Raw genomic sequence first — 25,206 nt, forward strand, 5'->3', positions numbered from 1 at the left:
AAACGACAGCAGAAAGTGAAGATTACGAGGCGCTTTCCTGTGAAAATCATCCGTTGCATTACGTTGCAAAAACGCTGGAAAGCCGCTCGTAAAAGCGAAATCTGGGCAAAAAAAACCGGCGCTAAAGAGCACCGGTTGTGTCAGGATTTGATCTATCAGATAGCGACAGGAGCTTTGATACCAGGGTGGGGATCGTAGCCTTCAATCTCGAAATCGTCGAAGCGATAGTCAAAGATGGATTCCGGCTTACGCTTGATAACCAGCTTCGGCAGTGCGCGCGGTTCGCGAGTCAGCTGCAGGTGCGTTTGTTCCATGTGATTGCTGTACAGGTGCGTATCGCCACCGGTCCAGACAAAATCACCGACTTCAAGGTCGCACTGCTGCGCCATCATATGAACCAGTAATGCATAGCTGGCGATGTTGAACGGCAGACCGAGGAACACGTCGCAAGAGCGCTGATAGAGCTGGCAGGACAGTTTGCCGTCAGCGACATAGAACTGGAAGAAGGCGTGGCAAGGCGCCAGCGCCATTTTGTCCAGCTCGCCGACGTTCCAGGCTGAGACGATAATGCGACGTGAATCGGGATCGTTTTTCAGCTGGTTCAGCACGGTCGTAATTTGGTCAATGTGGCGACCATCTGGCGTTGGCCATGCGCGCCACTGTTTGCCGTAGACCGGGCCAAGGTTGCCGTTCTCATCTGCCCATTCGTCCCAAATCGAGACGTTGTTTTCGTGCAGATAGGCCACGTTGGTATCGCCTTGCAGGAACCAGAGCAGTTCATGAATGATCGAGCGCAAATGGCAGCGCTTGGTCGTCACCAGCGGAAAACCTTCCTGCAGGTTAAAGCGCATCTGGTGGCCAAAAATAGAGAGCGTTCCGGTGCCGGTGCGATCGTTTTTTGGCGTGCCCTCGTCGAGCACTTTTTTCATCAATTCAAGATACTGTTTCATGGTTCCTCAGGAAAGCTGTTGCTGTGGACGACGACGATACGCCCAAATCATCATTATGATACCCGCGACAATCATCGGGATGGAGAGAATCTGCCCCATGCTGATGTACTGTACCCATTCACCGGTGAATTGCTGATCCGGCTGGCGGAAGAATTCAACGATGATTCGGAACGCACCATAACCAATCAGGAACAGCCCGGAGACAGAACCCATTGGACGCGGTTTGCGGATAAAGAGATTCAGAATGATAAACAGCACCACACCCTCAAGCGCCAGCTCATACAGCTGCGACATGTGGCGCGGCAGTGAGCCGTAGGTGTCGAAGATAGACTGCCACTCTGGGTGGGAAGGCAGCAGCGCAAGGTCTTCCGCACGTGAGTTCGGGAACAGCATCGTAAAGGAGACACTCGGATCGACACGACCCCACAGTTCCCCATTAATGAAGTTGCCGAGACGACCCGCGCCCAGACCAAACGGGATCAGCGGGGCAATAAAATCAGCCACCTGGAAGAAGTTGCGTTTGGTGCGTTTGGCGAAGATGACCATCACCAGAATCACACCTATCAGACCGCCGTGGAAGGACATGCCTCCGTCCCAGACGCGGAACAGGTAAAGCGGATCGTTCAGGAAAATCGGGAAGTTGTAGAACAGCACATAGCCGATACGCCCACCGAGGAATACCCCGAGGAACCCGGCATAGAGCAGGTTTTCAACTTCGTTTTTCGTCCATCCGCTGCCCGGACGACTGGCGCGACGACCCGCAAGCCACATGGCAAAGATGAAGCCGACCAGGTACATAAGACCGTACCAGTGAAGCGCAACGGGACCGATTGAGAAAATGACCGGATCAAATTCCGGAAAATGCAGATAACCACTGTTCATCTGTCACCACAAGATGTTGTTATTCCGCTGAAAGTGGACAGCGAAAAATAAGCGCGCGCAGGGTTAACCCACGCTCCAAAGTTGCGAATCATAGCACAAGGCAGGCGCGGAGGATGCGCCTGAGATGTAAAAGATGTGTATAGAGAATGGAGCAGAGTATCGCTCCATTCGTGTAGGGAATGGGAAAGTTTAGCGACCACCGCGGATCAAACCGCCCATGCCGCGACGCTCCATAAAGGCCGCGACCTGGTGACGGACTTCCGTCGCCAGCTGTGCCTCAAGGCTGCGTTTTGCCAGTTCCTGAGCATCTTCGATTTCGATGTGGCGCAGCAGATATTTCACACGCGCCACCGAGCGACCGTTCATCGACAGATGACGGAAGCCAAGACCGATCAGGATCGCCACACACATGGAATCCCCTGCCATTTCACCGCACAGGCGCAGGTCGATTCCGTACAATTCGGCGTCACGCGCAATCATCGCCAGCGCACGCAGCATCGCCGGGTGCAGGCTGTCGTAAATGCTCGCGACGCGCGTATTGTTACGATCCACCGCCAAAATGTACTGAGTCAGATCGTTCGTACCGACCGAGATGAAATCCACGCGGTTGGCCAACTGTGGCAGCATAAAGACCATCGATGGGACTTCAAGCATCACGCCGAGGCGCGGTTTGGGAATCGCATAACCGATCATCTCTTCCACTTCGCGGCCAGCACGTTCGATCAAGCGACGCGCTTCGTCGACTTCATCCAGACTGGTCACCATCGGCAGAAGAATGCTGAGATTCCCCGTGGCCGCGTTAGCACGCAGCATGGCGCGTACCTGCACCAGGAAAATCTCCGGCTGATCGAGCGTAATGCGGATCCCACGCCAGCCAAGGCACGGGTTTTCTTCACTGATGGGCATGTACGGCAGCTGTTTATCGGCGCCAACATCCAGCGTTCGCAGGGTGACGGGCTTATCGTTAAACATCTGCAACATTCCCTGATACTGCGCCACCTGCTCCTCTTCGGAAGGGAAGCCACTTTGCAACATGAACGGAATTTCAGTGCGGTACAGGCCAATGCCGTCGATGCGGCTGCCGAGCTTCTCTTCGTGCGCCGGACTAAGGCCTGCATTGAGCATCACCTTAACCCGCTCGCCGCTTTTCAACTGCGCGGGCAGATCGACGTCATCTTCCGCCAGGCGGCTTAATTCATTTTCTTCACTGATTAATCGCTGATATTCCTGCAGCAGTACCGGCTCAGGATCGACCAGCAGCTCACCGCGATAACCGTCGACCACCAGGGTGCGGCGTTGCAGCACCGAAGGCTGAATATCCGCGCCCATGACGGTAGGAATACCCAGCGCGCGCACCATTATGGCCGCGTGGGAGTTGGCTGCGCCATCACGCACCACGACGCCTGCCAGTCGGTCATGCGGCAGTTCGGCGAGAGTGGTAGCCGACAGTTCATCGGCGACCAGCACAAAGCGTTTCGGCCAGGCATTTTCGCCCTGAATGGTATCATCGAGATGGAACAGCAGACGCTGGCCCAGACTTCGCAGATCGCCCGCACGCTCTTTCAGATAACCGTCTGTCAGGGAGGCAAACTGCTCGGCGAACCGTTCGATGACCTTTTTCACCGCCCATTCCGCCACCGATCCTTTGTCTACTTCGGCGAAGAGTTCGCGGCGCAGGCGCGCATCGGAAAGCAGGTGGGAATAAAGATCAAAAATCGCTGCCGTCTCTTTCTGCGCCCCTGCGGCAAAACGCTTACTGTAGCGACGGAATTCGTTGGAGGCCTCTTCCAGCGCACCGGTCAGACGTTCGCGTTCAAGGGCAGCGTCCAGCGTTGAGGCTTCGTACACCTGCTCCATGAGCGGCAGCGTGGCGTCCATCCACCCTTCGGCGATGGCCACGCCCGGCGATGCGGGCAGCGCACGGATACGCGTCTGGCGATACTGGCCAAACAGCGCGGCTAACTGAGACTGGGAGAGGATTGCGGCCATTTGCGTGGCCAGCGTCACGAGGAATGACTCCTCGCTTTCGTCAAACTGGCGAAGCTCACGCTGCTGCACCACCAGTATCCCAAGAAGCTGGCGGCGCTGAATGATAGGGACACCTAAAAACGCGCGAAAACGCTCTTCCTTGACGGAAGGGATATATTTAAAACTGGGGTGTTTTTGCGCATCGGCGAGGTTGATAGGTTCCGCCAGCCGTCCAACGAGGCCAACGATCCCTTCATCGAAGGCGAGCGCAACGGTGCGACCACGCGGTTTTTTCAACCCACGTGTCGCCATCAGGTAATAACAGCGTCGATCGTGGTCGGCCAGATACACCGAACAGACTTCGGTTTCCATCGCAAGACAGATGTCGGTCACCAGAATGTCCAGCGCCTCATTGAGGCGCGGAGCACTGGCAACCTTTTCGACTATTTCTCGCAAGCGGGTGAGCATGATGTGCGTTGCTTAACCTCTTTTACGTCGCCAGGCAGGTGGGCTTTGCGGTTTAGGAGGGGCCTCCTGAAACGCAATCACCACACTTGCAAACTCTTTCATCACCCTGCGGTAAACATCGCGCTTAAAGGACACGACCTGACGAACGGGATACCAGTAGCTCACCCAACGCCAGCCATCGAACTCTGGCGTACTGCTGGTTTGCATATTGATTTCCGAGTCGTTGCTCACCAATTGCAGAAGAAACCACTTTTGTTTCTGGCCGATACAAACCGGCTTTGTGTCCCAACGCACCAAACGTTTCGGTAACTTGTAACGCAACCAGTTGCGGGTCGAAGCCAGGATGCGAACATCTTTTCGGCTTAAGCCGACTTCTTCGAACAGCTCCCGATACATCGCTTGTTCTGGGGACTCTCCTGGATTGATCCCGCCTTGCGGGAATTGCCAGGAGTGCTGACCATACCGTCTTGCCCACATAACCTGGCCCTGACGATTACAAATTACGATACCTACATTCGGGCGGTAGCCATCGTCATCAATCACCGGACTACCTCAAACTAAACCTTATATATGATCGATTGTTTCATACTCCTGTGAGGCGGTAAACCACTCTCTTGCAGGGCTGCGAACGAATAACATTTGAATAACTCACAATTTTCACTCAAGTTATAAACAGATGACGGACGCAAAGGGCCATTTTATTCACTTTTTCTGTGGATATAGTTGTGAAGAAGTATGGAATTACCGCTGGACAACATTGCGGGAAGGAAATCACCTCGCAATCTCATCGAGAAATAAATAGCTATATTTCATTACCTTAACGGGTAACACCTGTGAATAATACGTCATAACGTGACGATCGTCACATGAGAGATCCGCGTGCTGATGAAAGATCGAACAGCGTCGGTTTTATCCACAGATTGTGCCAATAACTTAGACACTATTTGTGTGAAAATTCGATTTTCGTCGCACGTCAAGGCTGTAAATTGAAACAGTAGTGAGGGTTATTCCCACTTATCCCACTTTTCTGTGGATAACATGGTGTAAGATCCTGTTCATTGTCAGTGACCAGTTTTGAACAACCCGATTTTACCCTTTTTATCCGTCAGTGGATTTGTCCTAAAAATCCTGATAAATCATAAGCCTGCCATATCGCCAAAGAAATAGTTAAACTCTATCCACAAGGTCTGCTTTTACGGTTCATTTTTTAATCAAAGGTTTAACGTTATGCTTCCGCTCCTTCCACTCACCTCCCCTCCGGCCACTGAAGCGCAGTTATTGCAGCAGGCGCAACGCGTCGCGGGCTACTCGCTCGGCGAACTGGCGGCCATGGCGGGCTTGCCGATTCCTGCGGATCTGAAACGGGATAAAGGCTGGATCGGTGTGTTGCTGGAGCGCTGGCTTGGCGCAAGCGCGGGCAGTAAACCCGAGCAGGATTTTGCCGCACTGGGGGTGGAGCTTAAAACCATCCCCATTGATCGTCAGGGAAAACCACTGGAAACCACCTTTGTCTGCGTTGCGCCGCTCACCGGGAATACGGGTGTGACCTGGAAAATGAGCCACGTACGCCATAAGCTCAAGCGCGTGCTGTGGGTGCCCATCGAAGGCGACAGAGCTATTCCCCTTGCGGATCGCCGCGTGGGTGCGCCACTGCTTTGGAGCCCAAACGAAGAGGAAGAGCGGCAGCTTTCGCAGGACTGGGAGGAGCTAATGGATATGATCGTGCTGGGTCAGGTCGAGCGGATTACCGCGCGTCATGGCGAGGTGATGCAGTTACGCCCGAAAGCCGCTAACAGCAAGGCGCTGACCGAAGCGATTGGCGCTCAGGGAGAACCGATCCTGACGCTGCCGCGCGGCTTCTATTTAAAGAAGAACTTCACCGGTGCTCTGCTGGCTCGTCACTTTTTCGCTTAAACGCGGTTTTTAGCCGAAGTTTGAACTGAATCAAACACATTCACCTGATGTTTAAGATTTTACTGCTTCCTCCTGACGCTTTCTCAGGTTATTACTACACTATGATGTGATACGAGCCAGGTGAGGATGATAACGATGAAAAAATGGGCAGTGATAATCTCAGCGGTGGGTTTAGCGTTTGCGGTTTCAGGTTGTAGTAGTGATTACGTTATGGCGACAAAAGACGGTCGAATGATACTGACTGACGGCAAACCCGAAGTCGACGACGATACCGGCCTTGTAAGCTACAACGATCAGCAGGGCAATAAGATGCAGATCAATCGCGACGAAGTTTCGCAGATCATCGAAAGATAAACAGTTAAAGGTCAGTTGCTTACTGGCCTTTTTGATTTTTTTCTTCCCCTTTTGCTCCCCCTCTGCCATGTTTATAGTCCTTCGTCGGGGAGATTCCTGACGCCGTCAATTTACACAGTATAGGAAGCCGGCTATGCATTATCACCGTATCCCCCACAGCACTCTGGAGATCAGCCAACTGGGGTTGGGCACGATGACATTCGGTGAACAAAACAGCGAAGCCGATGCCCATGCGCAACTCGATTACGCCGTCAGCCAGGGGATCAACCTGATTGATGTGGCCGAAATGTACCCGGTGCCTCCGCGCCCGGAAACCCAGGGATTGACCGAAACCTACGTTGGCAACTGGCTGGCGAAAAACGGCAATCGCGAAAAGCTGGTGCTGGCGTCGAAAGTCAGCGGCCCGTCGCGCAATAACGACGCAGGTATTCGTCCGAATCAGATTCTGGATCGCAAAAATATCCGCGCCGCGCTGGATGCCAGCCTGAAGCGTCTGCAGACCGACTATCTCGATTTATATCAGGTTCACTGGCCTCAGCGCCCGACCAACTGCTTCGGCAAGCTGGGCTATACCTGGAGCGACAGCGCGCCGGTGGTGACCCTGCTCGAAACCCTGGAAGCTCTGACCGAGTGTCAGCGCGCCGGTAAGATCCGCTATATTGGCGTCTCGAACGAAACGGCGTTCGGGGTGATGCGCTATCTGCATCTGGCCGATAAGCACGATTTGCCGCGCATTGTGACCATTCAGAACCCTTACAGCCTGGTTAACCGCAGTTATGAAGTGGGTCTGTCGGAAGTGACACAGTATGAAGGCGTTGAGCTGCTGGCTTATTCCTGCCTCGGCTTCGGGACGTTGACCGGTAAATACCTCAACGGCGCAAAACCTGCCGGGGCACGTAATACCCTGTTCAGCCGTTTTACCCGCTACAGCGGTGAGCAAACGCAGAAAGCCGTTGCGGCGTATGTTGATATCGCGAAACGTCACGGTCTGGACCCGGCACAGATGGCATTAGCCTTTGTGCGTCGTCAGCCGTTCGTGGCAAGCACCCTGCTGGGTGCCACCACAATGGAGCAGTTGAAAACAAACATCGACAGTTTCCATCTGGAGTTGAGCGAAGAGGTGCTGGCGGAGATTGAGGCGGTGCATCAGGTTTACACCTATCCGGCACCGTAACGCGTTTTGATCTTGGATGCCGGGTAAGGCGAAGTCGCCGCCCGGCAATCCGTTACCGACGACGCTGCCAGAGCCACAGCCCGGCAATTGCCAGTGCAAACAACCCACCGAACCCGACACCGATGCCCACGACCGGTAATCCCACTTTAACCGCCAGGGAATACAGCCCCAGCATCAGCAACATCGCGGTGTTTTCACCGAGATTTTGCACCGCAATCGCGTTACCCGCCCCGACGGTCTGTTTACCACGCTCCTGCAGGAGTGCGTTCAGCGGTACAACAAAGAAACCACCGAGCATACCAATCAGGATCAGCAGCACGTAAGCCGGCAGCAGCGCATGTTGCAGGGAGAAAAACAGCACGCCGACGCCAATCAAAATCCCCGCCGGCATACAGCGCGATACGGTTTCCAGGGTGACCAGCTTCGCAGCCACACCGGCCCCGACCACAATCCCCACCGCCACCATCGCGTTGAGATAAGTGGGCGTGGCGTTATCGGTGATCCCGAGCGCCGTCGGGACCCACAATACCAGCAGGAAGCGCAGCGTCACGCCCGCGCCCCAGAACATGCTGGTGCCCAGCAGGGAGAAGCGCGTTTCGCCGTTACGCCACAGCACGCGGCAGGCATTGAAGAAACTGGCCGTCATCGGCGTAAAGCGCCAGGATTGCCCCGGACGCGCCACGGGCAGCGTCGGGATAAACAGGTTCGCCACGACTGCGCCCGCATACACCAGCGCACACACGCCCAGCGCGGCCAGCACATGCCAGTCCGCCAGCACGCCGCCGGCGACGGAGCCGAGCAGAATAGCGGCAATCGTCGAGGACTCCATCAGGCCGTTGGCTTTAACCAGTTTGTCGCCGGTGGTCAGTTCCCCCAGAATCCCGTATTTCGCCGGTGAATACGCCGCCGCGCCAATCCCCACCAGCGTGTAGCCGATGAAGGGATTAAAGCCGAAGCAGATACTCGCCGCGCCCAGCAGTTTGAGACTGTTGGCGAACATCATCACGCGCCCTTTAGGGAAGCTGTCAGCCACCTGCCCGACAAACGGCGCAAAAATGATGTAAGCACCCACAAACACCATCTGCAGGATGGGCTGGCTCCAGTCCGGATAAAACTCGGCTTTCAGCAGCGCCAGCGTTGCAAATAGCAACGCATTGTCGCCAAAGGCCGAAAGGAACTGAGCGCTGGTCACCGCCATCATGCCCTTTGACCACAGGGAGGTGTTAGTGTGTACTGACTCACGCATTATGCTATTCCGCCTCATCAACCATGCCTTTCAGCGCGACAAAATCGGGTTTACCGCTGCCGAGCACCGGTAACTGTTTCAGATAACGAATATCGCGCGGCACGGCCAGCTCAGGCACGCCATGCTCGCGGGCGTAGTGCAGAAGCTGCTCGCGTTTCAGCTCGCTGTCGGTGGTAAAGAGCACCAGCGCTTCGCCTTTGCTGGCGTCGCTCTTAATCGCCGTGGCATGCATTTTGTCAGCAGAAACCGCTGTCGCCAGCTGTTCCACCATTTCCAGAGAGACCATCTCCCCGGCAATTTTGGCAAAGCGTTTGGCGCGGCCTTTGATTTGCACGAAGCCCTGCTCATCAAAGCGCACAATATCGCCCGTGTCATACCAGCCGGTTTCGACCTCGCCCTGCGCGTTTTCCGCCGTCGGCGCTTCAAGCACGCCTGGGTTTTCCACGCGCAGATAGCCATTCATCACGTTTGGCCCTTTCAGCTGCAGGCGACCGCCATCTTCAATGCCCGGCACCGCTAACAGACGTGCGTCCATGCCCGGCAGAATGCGCCCGACCGTGCCAGGCTTCGCCGCCATCGGCACGTTGATCGAGACCACCGGGGCACACTCTGTCACGCCGTAACCCTCAAGAATGCGCAGACCAAACTTGTCCTGCCAGATTTGACGGGTGCTGTCCTGCAGTTTCTCTGCTCCCGCCACCACGTAGCGCACGCGGAAGAAATCATACGGATTGGCGAAACGCGCATAGTTGCCAAGAAACGTTGAGGTGCCAAACAGCACCGTACAGTTACGGTCATACACCAGTTCCGGTACAACACGGTAATGCAGCGGGCTGGGATAGAGGAACACCTCGGCGCCCGTGAACAGCGGCGTAAACAGCCCGACAGTCAGGCCAAAGGAGTGGAAAAGCGGCAGCGCCGACATAAAACGATCGTTCGCGGTGAAGTCGGCAATGGTTTTGATCTGCTCGACGTTCGCCAGAATACTTTTATGAGAGTGAACAACCCCCTTCGGATTGCCTTCAGAACCGGAGGTAAACAGAATAATGGCCGCATCTTCCGGCTGCTGTTTAACCTGCGCCAGACGTGGCGCCAGCAGATGGGCAAAGATCCACAGCTTATCGGCAAGGGTAACGTCAGCTTTCAGATCTTCGAGGAACACCCAGCGCACCTGCTTGAGCTGCTCCGGCAGATGCCAGAGTTTGCCTTTGTCGAGGAACTGGCGCGAAGTGAAAACAGTTTTGATCTCCGCAGCCGTTATCGCGCTGGTCAGCCCTTTCACACCCGCCGTGTAGTTCATCATCGCCGGAATGCGTCCGCGCGAGACCGCCCCGAAAATCACCGCCGCGCTGATCCCGGCGTTAGGCAGCATCAGACCGATTTTTTCCCCGTGCTGGCTGTATTTTTCCAGAATACGGCCCACAAACAGGGTCTTGGTCAGCAGCTTGCGATAGGTATCGGGCGTGAAATTGATATCTTCAACGCAGTTTTTCTTCGCGCCAAAACGGTCCTGCGCGGAAAGAAGTGATTCATATAAGGTTTCGCGCGGGCGCACGGCCATGCGCGCTTCCATCATAATTTGATGGAGCATTTCGCCTGCGATCTTGCGGCGATCCCTTGCGCGCGGTGCTTCAGGCATCGGCAGCGTGGTCGGAGGCAAAATGTGGAGGGTGATTTGCGGGAACAGGCGCTGCTTCACTAGCCCCTTCAGACGGCTGAAATAGGTCAGCTCTGCCCCTTCGATGCGCAGCGGCACCACGGTGGCTTTTGATTTCGCTGCGACAAACCCCGCGCCGTCGTAGATTTTCATCAGCGAGCCGGTCACGGTAAGACGCCCTTCCGGGAAGATCACCACCGGACGGCCCTGCTCGATCAGGCGCACCAGATGTTTAATCATCATCGGTTTGGTCGGATCGAGGGGAACAAAATCAATTAGCGGCGCCAGCCAGCGCATAAACCACTTCTGGCTGATGGAGCTGTAGACCGCGAAGACCGGACGGCCAGGCAGGAAAAGTGCCAGCAAAACGCCGTCGATAAAAGAGACGTGGTTTGGGGTGATGAGCACGCGCTCGCCGCGCAATGACTGAGTGTCCCCCGTCAGGCGGACGCGAAAGAGGATACGAAACAAGGTACGGAAGAACCCAAATAGCATTTCAACTCCCTTTGCCTGTTAAATTTTAGGGTTACGCTAAATTGTGGCAGATTACACGAGAAGTGCAGGCGGGAGGAGAGGTAGCGTATTTCAGGCGAAAAAAAACCTGCGCATCCGCGCAGGCTGGTGCAAGAGATGAGTACGAAACCGTACCAAGAATTCTCACCAATCAATACCTCTGGGATCTTGATTGTGGCTGCTGGCAATCCGCTTCGCCAGCGCGAAAACGCAAGGGAATGAGCCTAAGTGCAACCAGGTGTGAAAAATATCGATTGCTGTTACATGTTGAAGTTACAGACAAAAAAAACCTGCGTATGGACGCAGGTTGGTGTAATTCGTGTTAATCAACCGGAGTCGATTTCACCTATCAATACCTCTGGGATCTCGACTTTAGCAATCTGTTCACATTCTCCACCAGCAGACAATCGCAACAGCCTGCCGCAAAGTGTAAGCAAAGGTTCGCTTTGACATTATTCTGACACGCTTCCCCGTGTAACGATTACACTGTTTTCCCATGTTCTGCGTCACGTTTGCGAGGTGCATTGCGGGCCAGCCCTTGAATGCACCTCGGTTTTCCGCAACACTATTGAGTGTGTAAACGCTTACCCCCTAAAGAAGGTATTTAATGGCGACAATTAAGGATGTGGCTCGTCTGTCGGGTGTTTCTGTGGCGACCGTTTCTCGCGTCATCAACAATTCACCGAAAGCCAGCGATGCGTCCCGTCAGGCCGTGCAAAGCGCCATGGAAACCCTGAACTATCATCCCAACGCCAACGCGCGCGCCCTGGCGCAGCAGTCGACGGAAACCGTGGGTCTGGTGGTCGGCGATGTGTCGGATCCCTTTTTCGGCGCGATGGTCAAAGCGGTTGAACAGGTGGCGTACCAGACCGGCAATTTCCTGCTGATCGGCAACGGCTACCATAACGAACAAAAAGAGCGCCAGGCCATTGAGCAGCTGATACGCCATCGCTGCGCCGCCCTGGTGGTTCACGCAAAAGTCCTCCCCGACGCCGAACTGCTGCATCTGATGAAACAGATCCCCGGCATGGTTCTGATTAACCGCATTATCCCCGGCTATGAGAAACGCTGCGTGGCACTGGACGATCGCTACGGCGCCTGGCTTGCCACACGCCATCTGATCCAGCAGGGTCATACGCGCATTGGTTATCTCTGTTCAAACCACCAGATTTCCGATGCCGAAGATCGTCTGCGCGGCTATTACGATGCCCTGCGCGAAAGCGGCCTGCCGTGCAACGATCGTCTGGTCACCTATGGCGAACCCGACGAGAGCGGCGGCGAGCAGGCGATGACGGAGCTGTTAGGCCGTGGGCGGAATTTCACCGCCGTGGCCTGCTATAACGATTCGATGGCCGCGGGTGCGATGGGTGTGCTGAACGATAACGGTATCGACGTACCGGCAGAAATTTCGCTGATTGGTTTCGATGATGTGCTGGTCGCGCGTTATGTGCGCCCGCGCTTAACCACCGTGCGCTATCCGATTGTGACCATGGCAACGCAGGCCGCAGAACTGGCCCTGGCGCTGGCCGAAAAACGCCCGCCGCCAGATATCACTCACCTGTTCAGCCCGACGCTGGTTCGCCGTCACTCCGTGGTTGCCCCCGCAGATCCGGTCAGCGAATAGCGATAGAGATGAACGGTTTTATTCGGGTATTCCAGCGCATCGCCGATGTACTGCCAGCCGTAGCGCTCATAAAAGTCCCGGCAGGCTGACCAGAGATGCAGCTCGGAATACCCGGCCATTGCGGCATAGCCCATCACATGCTCCTGCAACTACCCCGCCAGCCCTTTCCCGCGCGCGGCGTCGTCAACGTACAGCGCCGCCAGCCACGGAAAGAGATCCTGGCGCGTCATCAAATCACAGCGCCACAATCCGACGGTGCCCAGCAGTGTTTCGCCCTCGACCGCCACAAACGTGAGCGGCAGTGCGCCCGGCGTCTGGCTGTGTTCGATGATGCTGGCAAAGAATTCACGCGGTAAACCGTCACCAAACGCCTGCCATAGCCAGTCGGTTACGCGCTGGGCATGGTGCGCAGCGGCATAAAGGGGAATGATCTTCACACCAGTTTCCCCTGGAAAAGCGGGACAGATTCAAAAAGATAGCCGTCAAAATCCGGCGCGTCTTCATCCGACAGCTCCAGCAGGCTTTTTTTGACGTTTTCCAGGTGCTGGAACATGGCCTGCCACGCCCCCATCACGTCGCGACGACGCAGGGCCGCGAGAATGGTCTGGCGATCGCCAAGCCACTTCAGGCGATATGCGCGGCTGGCGATGTGAACGTTGAACTGCTGCCACAGCGGGCTGCTGTCCATGTGGTGCCAGACGCTCTCGACAGTCGCCAGCAGCATCTGGTTTTGCGTTGCGCCTGCCAGCACCAGGTGAAACATTTTGTTGTTATCCTGGCTGTGATCGTCGGCGGCAATGGCGCGCTGCTCCTGCTCGATGATGCGACGCAGATTATCAATATCCGCGCGGGTCGCCATTTTCGCGGCAAAGGCGGCAATATTGCTTTCGAGCAGCTGGCGCGCCTGCAAAATCTCAAACGGGCCGACGTCGCTATTTAAAAAGCGCTCTTCCTCGTTTTCGTGCTCTTCGGGGATGCGCATCACGTAAACGCCGGAACCCTGACGGATATCGACGGTACCCTGCAACTCCAGCATGAGTAAGGCTTCGCGCACGATGGTGCGGCTGACGCCGTACGTCTCGGCGATATTGCGCTCAGGCGGCAGACGGGACCCCACAGGATAGTGACCGTCGATGATTTGCGTGCGCAGATCATCGCCAATCTCCTGGTACTGTTTTTTTTCTGGCGGAACGACGGCCTTCTCCACGATTTCACCTGTACTTACAGTTGAGTTGACGCTCGGGCCGGGCATCCTCCCGGCCAGTTGGCGGCTATTTTACCAGAACCTGCGTCGTGATTAGCCTATTTCCATTCATCATCGACAGTCAGCGTCAGCGTGCGTTCATCACGCAGCTTTCGGAACCACGCCACCGACGTTTTCGCCCGGCGGGCGCGGTTATCGGCCAGATCGATTTCAATCAGGCCATAGCGGTTTTTGAACGCGTTCATCGGCGAGACGTTATCGGTGAACGCCCACAGCATGTAGCCGTGGCAGTTTGCCCCCTCTTCGCGCGCCAGCAGCGTGTAATAGAGGTGCTCGCTGATAAACGCGATACGATAATCATCGGCAATAACCCCGTCGCTGCCCCGGAACTGCCCTTCGTTTTCCACCCCCATTCCGCTTTCCGCCACAAACCACGGGATGTTGCGATAGTCGTTTTTGATACGCATCGCCATGTCGTAGATGATTCGTGGATAAATTTCCCAGCCGCGCGAGGCGTTCATTTTGCGCCCCGGCAGCTCGAACGGTTCGTAGTAGTAGGCCGGATGGAAGGGCGTTTCCGGATGCCAGGCCCGTGACGGGGCTTTGACCCGGTGCGGATAATAAAGGTTGATCCCCAGCTCATCGACGGTGTTTTCGGCAATGATTGCCAGCTCATCCGCGCTGTACTCCCACTGCACATGGTGCTGCTCAAGTAAGGTAAACAGCGCCTGTGGATAGCGCCCATGTACCAGCGGGTCGAGAAAGACGCGGTTATAGAACAGATCGTAGATCTCTGCCGCGCGCACGTCATGGGGCGCTTTCGAGCGCGGATAGGTCACTTCCGGATTCAGGATGCAGCCCACGGTTCCCCGGTAGCCTTTCTCATGGAACAGCTTCACCACTTTCGCCGTCGCCAGCACTTTGTGATGGTTCCACTGCATCCAGGTGCCTGTGTTCTGCTCGTAGGGCCAGCGCAGCGCGTCGAGATAAACGCGCGTCTGCACCACAATCGGCTCGTTGAAGGTGAACCAGCGCGTTACTTTCCCGTGATAACGTGCAAACACTTTTTCGGCGTAACGCACAAAGAGTTCCACCACCTGCTTCGAGGCCCAGCCGCCGTAGGTTTCCAGCAGCGCACCCGGTAGCTCGTAGTGCTCCAGGCAGATCATCGGCTCGATGCCCTGAAGGTGCATTTCGTCGAACAGAGCATCGTAATACGCCGCGTACTCTTCATCGACGGTTACGTTTTCGTAATCGGTCAAAAACCGCGACCAGTTAATAGAGGTACGATAGTGCGTCAGCCCGGCCTGTTTCATCAGCGCCACGTCTTCGCGGAAGCGGTTGATAAAATCGGTCGCCACCGCCGGGCCGTAGCCGTTATGCCAGACGTGACGATCGTTTTTGTACCAGAGATCGATCCACGAATCCTGCCCCTCTTTTTTGCCGCTCCAGCCTTCCGTTTGCCAGGCCGACGCGGCGGCACCCAGAATAAAATCCTGCGGGATCGAGATGTGTTTTGTGCTCATGAGATCCTCATACGTTATTTGTCGCTTGCTGGCTTTGCGCCTGCAGGGCCGCCTGCTCCGCGCGGCGTGAGGCAATTTTCACGAACGGCAGATAGATCAGCACGGCGGTGACGATACAGATCAGCTGGGTGATCACCGCTCCCATCGATCCCGCCGTCGACAGCCAGGCATTAATCAGCGGAGGCGTAGTCCACGGCACCATCACCACGGCTTTTCCGGCGAAACCGGTGACGGTCGCGAAATAGCCAATCGAGCCGGTCACCAGCGGAGTAATGATGAACGGGATCGCGAGGATGGGGTTGAGCATGATTGGCATACCGAAGATCACCGGCTCGTTGATGTTAAAAATCCCCGGCCCGATAGAGAGCTTGGCGATCTCACGCATCTCTTTGCGCTTCGTGCCAATCATCACCGCGATCAGCAGGCCGATGGTCAAACCCGATCCGCCGATGCTCATGTACACATCCCAGAACGGCATGGTGATGATGTTGGGGATCTCTTTGCCCTGCTCAAAGGCGCTCATGTTGACGGTGATCGCCCCCAGCAGCAGCGGCTCGCGGATCGGTTTGATCATCTGATTACCGTGGATTCCGATCACCCAAAAAAGCTGCGCGACGAACATCAGCAAAAGAATACCCGGCAGGCTTTGCACCACGCGCTCAAGCGGCTGCTGCACCACCTGATAGACCGCGTCATACAGGTACATACCGGTCAGTTGATGGAAGATAAAACCGAAGGTCGCAATGGCGGTGGTGGTGATAATCGCCGGGATCAGCGCCGAGAACGACGCTGAAACGTTTGGCGGGACCGTATCAGGCATTTTGATTTTCAGCCCTGGACGGTTTTCCAGCCAGCAGTAAACCTCGACGGAGAGAATGGCAATAAACATGCCGAGGAACAGGCTGCGGGTGTCAGAGAACTGGCGTAGCAGCACATCTTTCACCACGTGCATCTGCCCGTCGACCAGCATTTCGACGGTGGTCGGCGTGACACAGATAAAGCAGATCACTGCCAGCAGGCCCGGAAACAGTGATTTGATACCGTTGATACGCCCAAGCTCAATACCAATTAAAAACACCGCGCCAATGTTGAGAAAATTCAGCGTGGCGTAGTTTATCGCGCTGGTGATCGGCTTAAGCGCCGCCAGAAACGAGAGCGACTGGAAGCTCGCGAGGCCGTTTTTTGGGTCCAGCACCATGTTGGAAATCAGCACCGAGAAGGCGCCCACGATGATGACCGGCATTAAGGTAATGAACGAGGATTTTATCGCCATGATATAGCGATAGCTGTTGAATTTAGTGGCGAAACTGCCCAGAGCGTCGATCAGTTTTTCCTGCACTGCCATAGGGTAATACCTCAGTAAAAGGGCTTTTATACCCGTCGCCTTTCACGTTGCAGGCTTTTGGCTGCACCCACTCACCCGAAACGCTGCCTAACGTAAGTGCATCGGGATGGGTACGGGTGCCGCCGTCCTGCCACATGAAGCCGCCTGGATAGAGAATAAGGTGTACAGCCGGATACTATTGGCATACCAAAAATAGCTTCAGGTCGCTCAGGGTTCTGTGATTCAACTCTCAATGCGGCCAGAGGTATTCCAAATCATGATTTTTCACCACTTTGGTATGCCAGTTACCCCGTTTTATGCTGAACCGTGATCGCGATAGGGATTTTCCCCTCGCCGTCTCGCTTATGCGCCTGAGGGTCTGTGATAAACTGCGGGCGATTACGTGAATGCAGGAATGTCTAATGGCAACAATGCTGGATGTCTCACTACGCGCGGGTGTGTCGAAAGCCACGGTCTCGCGCGTGCTGAATGGCACAGGTCAGGTCAAAGAGAGTACGCGTCAGCAGGTATTTAACGCGATGGAAGAGCTGGGCTATCGCCCAAATTTCCTCGCGCAGTCGCTGGCGAACCAGACCAGCAACAGCATTGGTCTGGTGGTCTCAACTTTTGATGGTTTTTACTTTGGTCGTCTGCTGCAGCAGGCATCTCGCCAGACGGAAACGCACGGCAAGCAGCTGATCGTCACCGACGGCCATGACGCGCCTGAGCGTGAAGAGCAGGCGGTGCAAATGCTGGCAGATCGCCAGTGCGACGCCATTGTGCTGTATACGCGCTATATGAGCGAAAAAGCGATCATGAAGCTTATCAACAGCGTGAAAATGCCGCTGGTGGTGATTAACCGCGACGTCAGTCTGGCGCGCGATCGATGCGTGTTTTTCGAGCAACAGGAAGCGGCGTTTAAAGCGGTCGATTATCTGATTAGCCAGGGCCATCGGGAGATCGCCTGCATTACAGTGCCCATTCATACGCCAACGGGTAAAGCACGTCTGATGGGCTATCGTCAGGCGCTGGAAAAACACGGCATTGCCTGGGACGATCGTCGGGTGAAGTATGGGGATGCGGGCATGACGCGGGGATATGAGCTGTGCAACGAGCTGCTCAGCGAGAAAGTCCCGTTTACCGCCCTGTTTGCCTGTAACGATGATATGGCGCTCGGGTCGTCCAAAGCGCTGCATCAGGCCGGGCTGCATATTCCGCAGGACATTTCGCTGTTTGGTTTTGACGACGCGCCGAGCGCCAAATGGCTGGAACCCGCCCTCTCCACCGTCTATCTGCCAATCGATAATATGATCGTCACGGCTATCGATCAGGCGGTTCGGCTGGCTAACCACCAGCCGATCGAGACGATCCCGCCGTTTACCGGTACGCTCATGTTGCGCGATTCGGTCACGACAGGGCCGTTTTACACCTCAAAATAGTTCGAGCGCGAGCAGCTCTTCAATGGTCTGGCGACGGCGAATCAGCCGCGCCACGCCGTTATCGAACAGCACTTCTGGCAGCAACGGACGGCTGTTGTAGTTGGACGACATCGACGCACCATATGCCCCCGTATCGTGCAGCACCAGATAATCTCCCGGCGCAACAACAGGCAGCGCGCGGGTTTCCACTTTGCCCCCTTCCTGCTGGGTAAAGACATCGCCCGATTCGCACAGCGGACCGGCGACCACGGTATCAACCCGCGGCGCCTGCGTTAAATCACGACCATCCGCCGCCAGCGCGGTAATGTGGTGATAGCTGCCGTACATCGCCGGGCGCATCAGATCGTTAAAGCCCGCATCCACCAGCACGAAGTGTCGGCTCCCCATCGCCTTCACGCTGCGGACCTGAGTAACCAGCACGCCGGACTCTGCCACCAGGAAACGTCCCGGCTCGATTTCCAGTTTGACTGCATGGCCCAGATGGGCGGCAATTTTGTCGCGCGCCGCGCTCCAGAGGCCGTAGTAGTGATCGGTATCGATCGCCTCTTCCCCTTCGCGATACGGGATCGACAGGCCGCCACCGGCGGAAATCGCCTCCAGATCCTGACCGAATTCGATCACCTGGCGCACCATCGCGCCGCACACCTGTTCAAGATGACCGTAGTCGACGCCGGAACCGATGTGCATGTGAATGCCCACCAGCGTCAGGTTGTAGCGCTGCAGCACTTCCAGTGCCGCAGGAAGGTCGGTATACCAGATGCCGTGCTTGCTGTTTTCACCGCCGGTGTTGGTTTTCTGGCTGTGCCCGTGACCAAAACCCGGATTGACCCGCAGCCACACGCGGTGGCCCGGCGAAACTTGCCCCAGCTGTTCCAGCATATCCACCGAACCGGCGTTGACCGGGATCTGCAGTTCATGCACGCGGGCGAGCGTCGCGCTGTCAATCACGTCAGCGGTGAAGACAATCGCCTCGCTGTCGTGCTTCGGATCGTACCCCGCCGCCAGCGCACGTTCGATTTCACCCAGCGAAACGGAATCCACTTTCACGCCCTGCTCGCGCATCAGACGCAGAATATGGATGTTCGAACAGGCTTTCTGCGCGAAACGCACCACGTCAAACTGATGCAGCGCCGCAATCTTTTCGCGAACGATCTGCGCGTCATAAACCCAGACCGGGCAGCCAAACTCAGCGGGTAAGCGCAGCAGGTTCTGGGCATTCAGATCGGTATCGGTACTGTTCAGGGGGCGTGGCATGGTGTTCTCCGCGTAACGTCATTTTTTAACATTACGCCACAGCGCGAAGAGAATAAAAAATATCGTTTTATAGCGAGTCTATGCAAAAATGATATGGATTCCCGATCAAAACAGGTGCCCTATGCCCGCCGTTAACCTACGCCATATCGAAATTTTTCACGCGGTGATGACCACCGGTAATCTGACCGAAGCCGCGCAGATGCTGCATACCTCGCAGCCCACGGTGAGCCGCGAGCTGGCGCGGTTTGAAAAAGTGTTAGGGTTGACGCTGTTTGAGCGTACGCGCGGCAGGCTGTATCCGACGGTGCAGGGTTTGCGCTTGTTCGAAGAAGTTCAGCGCTCGTGGTACGGCCTGGACCGCATCGTCAGTGCAGCGGAGAGTCTGCGGGAATTTCGCCAGGGCGAGCTGTCGATTGTCTGCCTGCCGGTCTTTTCGCAGTCGTTCCTGCCGCCGCTGATTCAGCCGTTTCTCGCCCGCTATCCCGACGTGAACCTCACTATTGTGCCGCAGGAGTCGCCGCTGCTTGAAGAGTGGCTCTCGGCACAGCGCCACGATTTAGGCCTGACCGAAACCCTGGTCACACCTGCGGGAACGGAGCGCACTGAACTGCTGTCTCTGGATGAAGTCTGCGTGCTGCCTGAGGGCCACCGCCTTGCCAGCAAAAACGTGCTGACACCGGCGGATTTCCACGGCGAAAACTATATCAGCCTGTCACAGACCGACAGTTACCGACAGCTGCTGGATACGCTGTTCCAGGAACATCAGGTGAAACGACGGATGGTGGTGGAGACCCACAGCGCGGCGTCCATTTGTGCGATGGTGCGGGCGGGCGTGGGAATTGCGGTGGTGAATCCGCTCACGGCGCTGGACTATGCCGCAAGCGGGATTGTGATCCGCCGCTTTAGCATTTCCGTTCCCTTTACCGTGAGCCTGATTCGTCCGCTACATCGTCCGGCGTCTGCGCTGGTTGATGCGTTTACGGCGCATCTGGTAGAGCACTCCCACCGGGTGGCGCAGCAGTTACCGGACCTGCAAAACTAGCCTCTTACGACAGCATAAACTCGACGGCATCGGCGGCATGAATTGCCGTGGTGTCAAAGACCGGGAGCGCGCTCTCGTCAGCCGGAACCAGCAGACCAATCTCGGTGCAGCCAAAGATCACCCCTTCGGCGCCCTGCTCCGCGAGTTTATCGATCACGTCGAGATAATAGTGGCGCGAGGCGTCGCTGAAGGTACCGAGGCACAACTCTTCAAAGATGATCTGGTTGATGCGCGCCCTGTCGGCCTCGGTGGGGATTAGGCTTTCAATGCCGAACTGTGACTCCAGTCGCCCACGATAGAAATCTTGCTCCATGGTGTAGCGCGTTCCCAGGAGTGCCACGCGCGTCATCCCGCTGGCGGTTATGGCCCGCCCGGTGGCATCGGCGATATGCAGGAACGGCAGCGAGCAGCTTTCCTCAATATGTGACGCCACTTTGTGCATGGTGTTGGTACAGAGCAAAATGCCATCCGCGCCCGCACGCTCCAGCCCGAGGGCCGCTTGTGCGAGGATCTCCCCCGCTTTATCCCACTCACCGCTGGCCTGGCAGGCCTCAATCTCATGGAAATCGACGCTGTGCAGCAGCAGACTCGCCGAATGCAGGCCGCCGAGACGTTGTTTGATGCCTTCATTAATCAGGCGATAATAAGGAATGGTGGACTCCCAGCTCATTCCTCCCAGCAGACCGATCGTTTTCATATGTTCTCCTGTTCAGATTTCTCCAGTGAAGCAAACTTGTGATCCTGTTTCCAGTTATTTGGCTTGCCGTTTCCTTTTCACTCGCGCTGATATAAATTAATTAAAACAATGTTTCACTAATTAACAGGACACCACGATGTTTATTTTCCACAAAGAGACACAGCTTGAGGATCTGGGCAATGGCGTGACGCGTCGTATTCTGGCGCACGACGGCAAGATGATGGCGGTGGAAGTCAATTTTGAGCAGGGGGCGATTGGGCCAATGCACAACCATCCGCACGAACAGTTAACCTATGTGCTGTCCGGCGAATTCGAGTTCACCATTGGCGAAGAGAAACACGTGGTGACGGCGGGCGACACTCTCTATAAAGAGCCGCACGTGATGCACGGCTGCGTGTGCCTGAAACCGGGCACGCTGCTGGATACCTTCACCCCCGTGCGCGAAGATTTCCTGAAATAAATAAAAAAGGGCGGTCGTTACTCCGCCCTTCTCGTCATCAATGTGATTTAGTTCGTCGCCAGTTCATGCTCTGGTAGCGGTGAACGTGCATGCATTGCCTCACGAATCAGCACGCTGCCACAAGCCACGATTCCGCCGATCAGAGCGGCCAGGATAATGATCAGTGCCTTGCCCGGTCCGTCTTTTTTCACCGGCATCGACGGCGAAAGCTGATACTTGAACGGTTCGAAATTCACATCATTGACGGAGAGCTTCTCCAGCTGAGCCAGATGGTATTCGCGGTTCTGGAAATCGGCGTTCAGCTCGGCCACATCTTTCAACGATTTCTCAATTCGCAGCTTCTGCGCAATCCCGTCCGCGCCCAGCGCGATGGAGTAATCAGGATCATCTTTTACCGCCTGACCATTGCTGTAGACCGGCTTTTTGATTCCGGCGGCGTTCGCCACTTCCAGAGAGTAGTTAAGGCGCTGAAGATTGGTGTTATGGATCGTCGTCAGACGGACACGGTCCAGCTCCAGCCGCTCTTTTTCCATCTGCGTTTTCAGTTCGAGCGCGTTACGCACGTTGAGCATCGTCTCTTTCTCAACGATGGCAGAGATGTAATCGATGTACCCTTTCAGCACGATCTGCGCGTCTTGCGCCGTCGGCGCGCTAAAACTCAACGTCCATGACGCGTAGGGCGCTTTATCGGAATTTTTGGCTGCTGCGTTATCGGTCGCGGTCATGCGTTCGGCAATATTTACCGCCGCGCGATGCAAGTCCTGCGGATCGATCTCAGCATCTTTTAACTGCGCCATCACGAAGGGGGAGGTCTTCAGATACTCTTCCAGCAGCGACTGAGACTGAAACTTTTTGATAAACAGGTTAAAGACGTCCGATCGCTTAACGCTGACATCGACATCCAGCACCTGCAGCGCGACCAGCATTTTCTGCACGTCACTCCACTGGGTTTGCTCCGCGGGAGTCACTACCGCTTTACTGGTCCACTTTTGTGGCATCAGGAAGGCGGCGATAAGCCCCACGACAGCAAAAGCGAAAACCACAGCGATAATCCGCTTTCTGGCAGCAAATAAGATTTCGAAGAGCCCCAGGAGGTCAATTTCTTTCTGGGCAACGACCGGGGGTGGATAACTGGCAAAATGCAGCTCCGTGCTTTTTTTGATATCCATAGCAGACATTCTAATTCTTCTGGTTGAGTTGCAGTGAAATCCTGCCAATCACAGTTAGGTGAAATGGATGATACCCGAAACTAAGAATCATCTGAATGTGTGTTTGCAAAAAATGAGGAATGCGCTACGAAATTTAGTAGTTAGTCGCAATGAGTTATTGAATGTTACAAAGACACATGTTTCACCCGTCACCGATCTCCTCCTTCGGCTTTTCTTCTGTCTAAAAGTCAAAATTGCCAGCCACCTCACCTTATTGAAACAGCGTTTCGACAGCGATCACATTTCCATCATTAATAGAATGACGCAGAAACAAATCGCAATAAAATAAATTAAAACGATGTTTTACAAATCAAGAACAACGGTTCGTTTGTTTTTGAAACCCAGACAAGGCGTGTCCAAATGGAATGATAAAACATCTTATTTATCAGCAGGTAAATGGAGTAGACCTCGTGCGACGCACACCGAACACTCGCTTCCCCGTCTCGTAAAACCGATGCGGGCAGAAGCACCACCAGCAGATTCCGTTTTAAACCATTGATTGCCAGGTAGGTATGTATGAATGAAAACAAAATGCTGGGGCTAGCGTGGATATCACCCTACATAATCGGGTTGATAATCTTTACCGCGTTTCCCTTTGTTTCATCTTTCTTTCTCAGTTTCACTGATTACGATCTGATGAGCCCGCCGGTATTTAACGGCATAGAAAACTACCGCTACATGTTTACAGAAGATACCCTCTTCTGGAAATCCATGGGCGTCACTTTTGCATATGTATTTTTGACCATCCCGCTGAAGCTGGCCTTTGCGCTGGGAATTGCGTTTGTCCTGAACTTTAAATTACGCGGCATTGGATTCTTCCGAACGGCCTATTATATTCCGTCAATCCTCGGCAGCTCCGTCGCTATTGCCGTTCTGTGGCGCGCGCTGTTTGCGATTGATGGCCTGCTGAACAGCTTTATCGGTGTATTTGGGCTGGACCCGGTGAACTGGCTCGGTGAACCGTCTCTGGCGCTGATGTCCGTCACCTTACTGCGCGTCTGGCAGTTTGGTTCCGCGATGGTCATCTTCCTGGCTGCTCTGCAAAACGTTCCGCAGTCTCAGTATGAAGCGGCGATGATCGATGGCGCTTCTAAATGGCAGATGTTCATGAAAGTGACCGTGCCGCTGATTACGCCAGTGATCTTCTTCAACTTCATTATGCAGACTACCCAGGCGTTCCAGGAATTTACCGGTCCGTATGTGATAACGGGCGGTGGACCAACCTATTCGACCTATCTGTTCTCGCTTTACATCTACGACACCGCCTTCAAGTACTTTGATATGGGTTACGGCGCAGCGCTGGCCTGGATCCTGTTCCTGGTCGTCGCGGTCTTTGCCGCTATCGCCTTTAAATCTTCAAAATACTGGGTGTTCTACTCTGCCGATAAGGGAGGCAAAAATGGCTGATATTCAGGAACTCTCCACGGCGAGAAGCATCGCGGAACGCGAAGTGGCCCGCACGCTGCGCAAAGAGAAAATCAACGCCAGTATCCGCTACGTGATCCTGCTGTTTGTTGGCCTGCTGATGCTATATCCGCTGGTGTGGATGTTCTCGGCGTCGTTCAAACCGAACCACGAGATCTTCACCACCCTGAGCCTGTGGCCCGCACACGCCACCTGGGACGGCTTTATCAACGGCTGGAAAACCGGTACCGAATACAACTTTGGCCATTACATGCTGAACACCTTTAAGTATGTGATCCCGAAAGTGATTCTGACCATTATCTCCTCCACCATCGTGGCGTACGGCTTTGCCCGCTTCGAGATCCCCTGGAAGAAATTCTGGTTCGCCACGCTCATCACCACCATGCTCCTGCCGAGCACCGTACTGCTGATCCCGCAGTACCTGATGTTCCGCGAAATGGGCATGCTGAACAGCTATATGCCGCTGTACCTGCCGTTGGCGTTCGCCACCCAAGGGTTCTTCGTCTTCATGCTGATTCAGTTCCTGCGCGGTGTTCCGCGTGACATGGAAGAGGCCGCACAGATCGACGGCTGCAACTCCCTGCAGGTGCTGTGGTATGTGGTAGTGCCGATTCTGAAACCGGCCATTATCTCCGTCGCATTGTTCCAGTTCATGTGGTCAATGAACGACTTTATCGGGCCGCTGATTTATGTCTACAGCGTGGATAAATACCCGATTGCACTGGCTCTGAAAATGTCCATCGACGTCACCGAAGGTGCGCCGTGGAACGAAATTCTGGCAATGGCGAGCATCTCCATTCTGCCATCCATCATTGTCTTCTTCCTGGCACAGCGCTACTTCGTACAGGGCGTAACCAGCAGCGGAATTAAAGGTTAA

21 protein-coding genes and 2 pseudogenes are annotated in these 25,206 nt (G+C 55.2%); 10 read left to right on the plus strand and 13 right to left on the minus strand.

Translation table 11 applies throughout. The features are described 5' to 3' along the window. Positions 1-155: 155 nt before the first annotated feature. From thyA to rppH, 4 genes are all read right to left on the minus strand, one after another. A complete protein-coding gene (thyA, locus tag ETG88_RS07490) occupies positions 156-950 on the minus strand; it encodes a thymidylate synthase (RefSeq protein ID WP_095283207.1) in 795 nt (264 codons plus the stop codon). 6 nt (positions 951-956) lie between these two features. After that, on the minus strand, positions 957-1,832 hold the full coding sequence (gene lgt, locus ETG88_RS07495; protein WP_100779085.1) for a prolipoprotein diacylglyceryl transferase: 876 nt from the start codon (positions 1,830-1,832) through the stop codon (positions 957-959). Between the two features lie 189 nt (positions 1,833-2,021). Beyond that, positions 2,022-4,268 (minus strand): phosphoenolpyruvate--protein phosphotransferase, encoded by a 2,247-nt coding sequence (gene ptsP / locus ETG88_RS07500; protein WP_100779084.1) that lies wholly within the window; start codon positions 4,266-4,268, stop codon positions 2,022-2,024. 12 nt (positions 4,269-4,280) lie between these two features. Beyond that, positions 4,281-4,811 carry an RNA pyrophosphohydrolase gene (rppH, locus tag ETG88_RS07505; RefSeq protein ID WP_100779083.1) on the minus strand — a complete coding sequence of 177 codons (531 nt, stop codon included), beginning with the start codon at positions 4,809-4,811 and terminating at the stop codon, positions 4,281-4,283. A gap of 454 nt (positions 4,812-5,265) precedes the next feature. On the opposite strand from rppH, the pseudogene ETG88_RS22415 reads away from it, so the two are divergent. From ETG88_RS22415 to ETG88_RS07520, 4 genes and pseudogenes are all read left to right on the plus strand, one after another. Further along, positions 5,266-5,343, plus strand: a pseudogene (locus ETG88_RS22415) (hypothetical protein); the annotation flags it as partial. Between the two features lie 152 nt (positions 5,344-5,495). Beyond that, a complete protein-coding gene (gene mutH, locus ETG88_RS07510) occupies positions 5,496-6,182 on the plus strand; it encodes a DNA mismatch repair endonuclease MutH (protein ID WP_129035079.1) in 687 nt (228 codons plus the stop codon). Positions 6,183-6,317: 135 nt separating this feature from the next. Then, positions 6,318-6,536, plus strand: a complete 219-nt coding sequence (locus tag ETG88_RS07515) for a YgdI/YgdR family lipoprotein (protein WP_100779081.1) — start codon at positions 6,318-6,320, stop codon at positions 6,534-6,536. 133 nt (positions 6,537-6,669) lie between these two features. After that, a complete protein-coding gene (locus ETG88_RS07520; RefSeq protein WP_129035080.1) occupies positions 6,670-7,710 on the plus strand; it encodes an NADP(H)-dependent aldo-keto reductase in 1,041 nt (346 codons plus the stop codon). A gap of 52 nt (positions 7,711-7,762) precedes the next feature. Here ETG88_RS07520 and lplT read toward each other — a convergent pair whose 3' ends face one another. Further along, positions 7,763-8,956 carry a lysophospholipid transporter LplT gene (gene lplT, locus ETG88_RS07525; protein ID WP_123428624.1) on the minus strand — a complete coding sequence of 398 codons (1,194 nt, stop codon included), beginning with the start codon at positions 8,954-8,956 and terminating at the stop codon, positions 7,763-7,765. Positions 8,957-8,960: 4 nt separating this feature from the next. Beyond that, positions 8,961-11,108, minus strand: coding sequence for a bifunctional acyl-ACP--phospholipid O-acyltransferase/long-chain-fatty-acid--ACP ligase (aas, locus tag ETG88_RS07530; RefSeq protein WP_129035081.1), 2,148 nt, complete (start codon positions 11,106-11,108; stop codon positions 8,961-8,963). A gap of 625 nt (positions 11,109-11,733) precedes the next feature. Between aas and galR the strand changes: the two genes are divergently transcribed. After that, positions 11,734-12,750: an HTH-type transcriptional regulator GalR gene (gene galR, locus ETG88_RS07535; protein WP_100779077.1), complete on the plus strand. Its 1,017-nt coding sequence runs from the start codon at positions 11,734-11,736 to the stop codon at positions 12,748-12,750. On the opposite strand, the pseudogene ETG88_RS07540 reads toward galR, so the two are convergent. The 4 genes and pseudogenes from ETG88_RS07540 to ETG88_RS07555 form a co-directional block, all read right to left on the minus strand. Then, positions 12,711-13,187 (minus strand): annotated as a pseudogene (locus tag ETG88_RS07540) (GNAT family N-acetyltransferase). The gene galR and the pseudogene ETG88_RS07540 overlap by 40 nt on opposite strands. Further along, positions 13,184-13,957, minus strand: a complete 774-nt coding sequence (locus ETG88_RS07545; protein WP_100779075.1) for a GntR family transcriptional regulator — start codon at positions 13,955-13,957, stop codon at positions 13,184-13,186. The pseudogene ETG88_RS07540 and the gene ETG88_RS07545 overlap by 4 nt, the downstream one beginning before the upstream one ends. Positions 13,958-14,052: 95 nt before the next feature. Next, complete coding sequence (locus ETG88_RS07550; RefSeq protein WP_129035082.1) at positions 14,053-15,480, minus strand: glycoside hydrolase family 1 protein; 1,428 nt, start codon at positions 15,478-15,480, stop codon at positions 14,053-14,055. 7 nt (positions 15,481-15,487) lie between these two features. Further along, positions 15,488-16,825 (minus strand): PTS sugar transporter subunit IIC, encoded by a 1,338-nt coding sequence (locus ETG88_RS07555; RefSeq protein WP_129035083.1) that lies wholly within the window; start codon positions 16,823-16,825, stop codon positions 15,488-15,490. Between the two features lie 401 nt (positions 16,826-17,226). Here ETG88_RS07555 and ETG88_RS07560 point away from each other — a divergent pair, with 401 nt between their 5' ends. Next, positions 17,227-18,243, plus strand: a complete 1,017-nt coding sequence (locus ETG88_RS07560; protein WP_107702910.1) for a LacI family DNA-binding transcriptional regulator — start codon at positions 17,227-17,229, stop codon at positions 18,241-18,243. Here ETG88_RS07560 and lysA read toward each other — a convergent pair. Then, complete coding sequence (gene lysA / locus ETG88_RS07565; protein WP_129035084.1) at positions 18,235-19,497, minus strand: diaminopimelate decarboxylase; 1,263 nt, start codon at positions 19,495-19,497, stop codon at positions 18,235-18,237. The two genes, ETG88_RS07560 and lysA, sit on opposite strands and share 9 nt — an antisense overlap. Positions 19,498-19,618: 121 nt before the next feature. Between lysA and ETG88_RS07570 the strand changes: the two genes are divergently transcribed. After that, entirely contained in the window at positions 19,619-20,539 is a 921-nt protein-coding gene (locus tag ETG88_RS07570) for a LysR family transcriptional regulator (RefSeq protein WP_129035085.1), read from the plus strand. A 4-nt stretch (positions 20,540-20,543) separates the two neighbouring features. On the opposite strand, the gene ETG88_RS07575 is transcribed toward ETG88_RS07570, so the two are convergent. After that, complete coding sequence (locus ETG88_RS07575; RefSeq protein ID WP_129035086.1) at positions 20,544-21,236, minus strand: aspartate/glutamate racemase; 693 nt, start codon at positions 21,234-21,236, stop codon at positions 20,544-20,546. A gap of 136 nt (positions 21,237-21,372) precedes the next feature. On the opposite strand from ETG88_RS07575, the gene ETG88_RS07580 reads away from it, so the two are divergent. Next, entirely contained in the window at positions 21,373-21,696 is a 324-nt protein-coding gene (locus ETG88_RS07580; protein WP_102104682.1) for a cupin domain-containing protein, read from the plus strand. Between the two features lie 47 nt (positions 21,697-21,743). On the opposite strand, the gene wzz(fepE) is transcribed toward ETG88_RS07580, so the two are convergent. Continuing rightward, entirely contained in the window at positions 21,744-22,874 is a 1,131-nt protein-coding gene (gene wzz(fepE), locus ETG88_RS07585; protein WP_129035087.1) for an LPS O-antigen length regulator Wzz(fepE), read from the minus strand. A 546-nt stretch (positions 22,875-23,420) separates the two neighbouring features. Between wzz(fepE) and ETG88_RS07590 the strand changes: the two genes are divergently transcribed. Then, complete coding sequence (locus tag ETG88_RS07590; protein WP_100779065.1) at positions 23,421-24,311, plus strand: carbohydrate ABC transporter permease; 891 nt, start codon at positions 23,421-23,423, stop codon at positions 24,309-24,311. Beyond that, complete coding sequence (locus tag ETG88_RS07595; RefSeq protein ID WP_100779064.1) at positions 24,304-25,206, plus strand: carbohydrate ABC transporter permease; 903 nt, start codon at positions 24,304-24,306, stop codon at positions 25,204-25,206. The genes ETG88_RS07590 and ETG88_RS07595 overlap by 8 nt, the downstream gene beginning before the upstream one ends.

It is taken from the genome of Lelliottia nimipressuralis, from assembly GCF_004115925.1.
Lineage (GTDB): Bacteria > Pseudomonadota > Gammaproteobacteria > Enterobacterales > Enterobacteriaceae > Enterobacter > Enterobacter nimipressuralis.

Coding starts and splice junctions, on each gene's coding strand:
- thyA (WP_095283207.1), bottom strand. CDS start 950: ATGAAACAGTATCTTGAATTGATGAAAAAAGTGCTCGACGAGGGCACG.
- lgt (WP_100779085.1), bottom strand. CDS start 1,832: ATGAACAGTGGTTATCTGCATTTTCCGGAATTTGATCCGGTCATTTTC.
- ptsP (WP_100779084.1), bottom strand. CDS start 4,268: ATGCTCACCCGCTTGCGAGAAATAGTCGAAAAGGTTGCCAGTGCTCCG.
- mutH (WP_129035079.1), top strand. CDS start 5,496: ATGCTTCCGCTCCTTCCACTCACCTCCCCTCCGGCCACTGAAGCGCAG.
- ETG88_RS07515 (WP_100779081.1), top strand. CDS start 6,318: ATGAAAAAATGGGCAGTGATAATCTCAGCGGTGGGTTTAGCGTTTGCG.
- ETG88_RS07520 (WP_129035080.1), top strand. CDS start 6,670: ATGCATTATCACCGTATCCCCCACAGCACTCTGGAGATCAGCCAACTG.
- lplT (WP_123428624.1), bottom strand. CDS start 8,956: ATGCGTGAGTCAGTACACACTAACACCTCCCTGTGGTCAAAGGGCATG.
- aas (WP_129035081.1), bottom strand. CDS start 11,108: ATGCTATTTGGGTTCTTCCGTACCTTGTTTCGTATCCTCTTTCGCGTC.
- galR (WP_100779077.1), top strand. CDS start 11,734: ATGGCGACAATTAAGGATGTGGCTCGTCTGTCGGGTGTTTCTGTGGCG.
- ETG88_RS07550 (WP_129035082.1), bottom strand. CDS start 15,480: ATGAGCACAAAACACATCTCGATCCCGCAGGATTTTATTCTGGGTGCC.
- ETG88_RS07555 (WP_129035083.1), bottom strand. CDS start 16,825: ATGGCAGTGCAGGAAAAACTGATCGACGCTCTGGGCAGTTTCGCCACT.
- ETG88_RS07560 (WP_107702910.1), top strand. CDS start 17,227: ATGGCAACAATGCTGGATGTCTCACTACGCGCGGGTGTGTCGAAAGCC.
- lysA (WP_129035084.1), bottom strand. CDS start 19,497: ATGCCACGCCCCCTGAACAGTACCGATACCGATCTGAATGCCCAGAAC.
- ETG88_RS07570 (WP_129035085.1), top strand. CDS start 19,619: ATGCCCGCCGTTAACCTACGCCATATCGAAATTTTTCACGCGGTGATG.
- ETG88_RS07575 (WP_129035086.1), bottom strand. CDS start 21,236: ATGAAAACGATCGGTCTGCTGGGAGGAATGAGCTGGGAGTCCACCATT.
- ETG88_RS07580 (WP_102104682.1), top strand. CDS start 21,373: ATGTTTATTTTCCACAAAGAGACACAGCTTGAGGATCTGGGCAATGGC.
- ETG88_RS07590 (WP_100779065.1), top strand. CDS start 23,421: ATGAATGAAAACAAAATGCTGGGGCTAGCGTGGATATCACCCTACATA.
- ETG88_RS07595 (WP_100779064.1), top strand. CDS start 24,304: ATGGCTGATATTCAGGAACTCTCCACGGCGAGAAGCATCGCGGAACGC.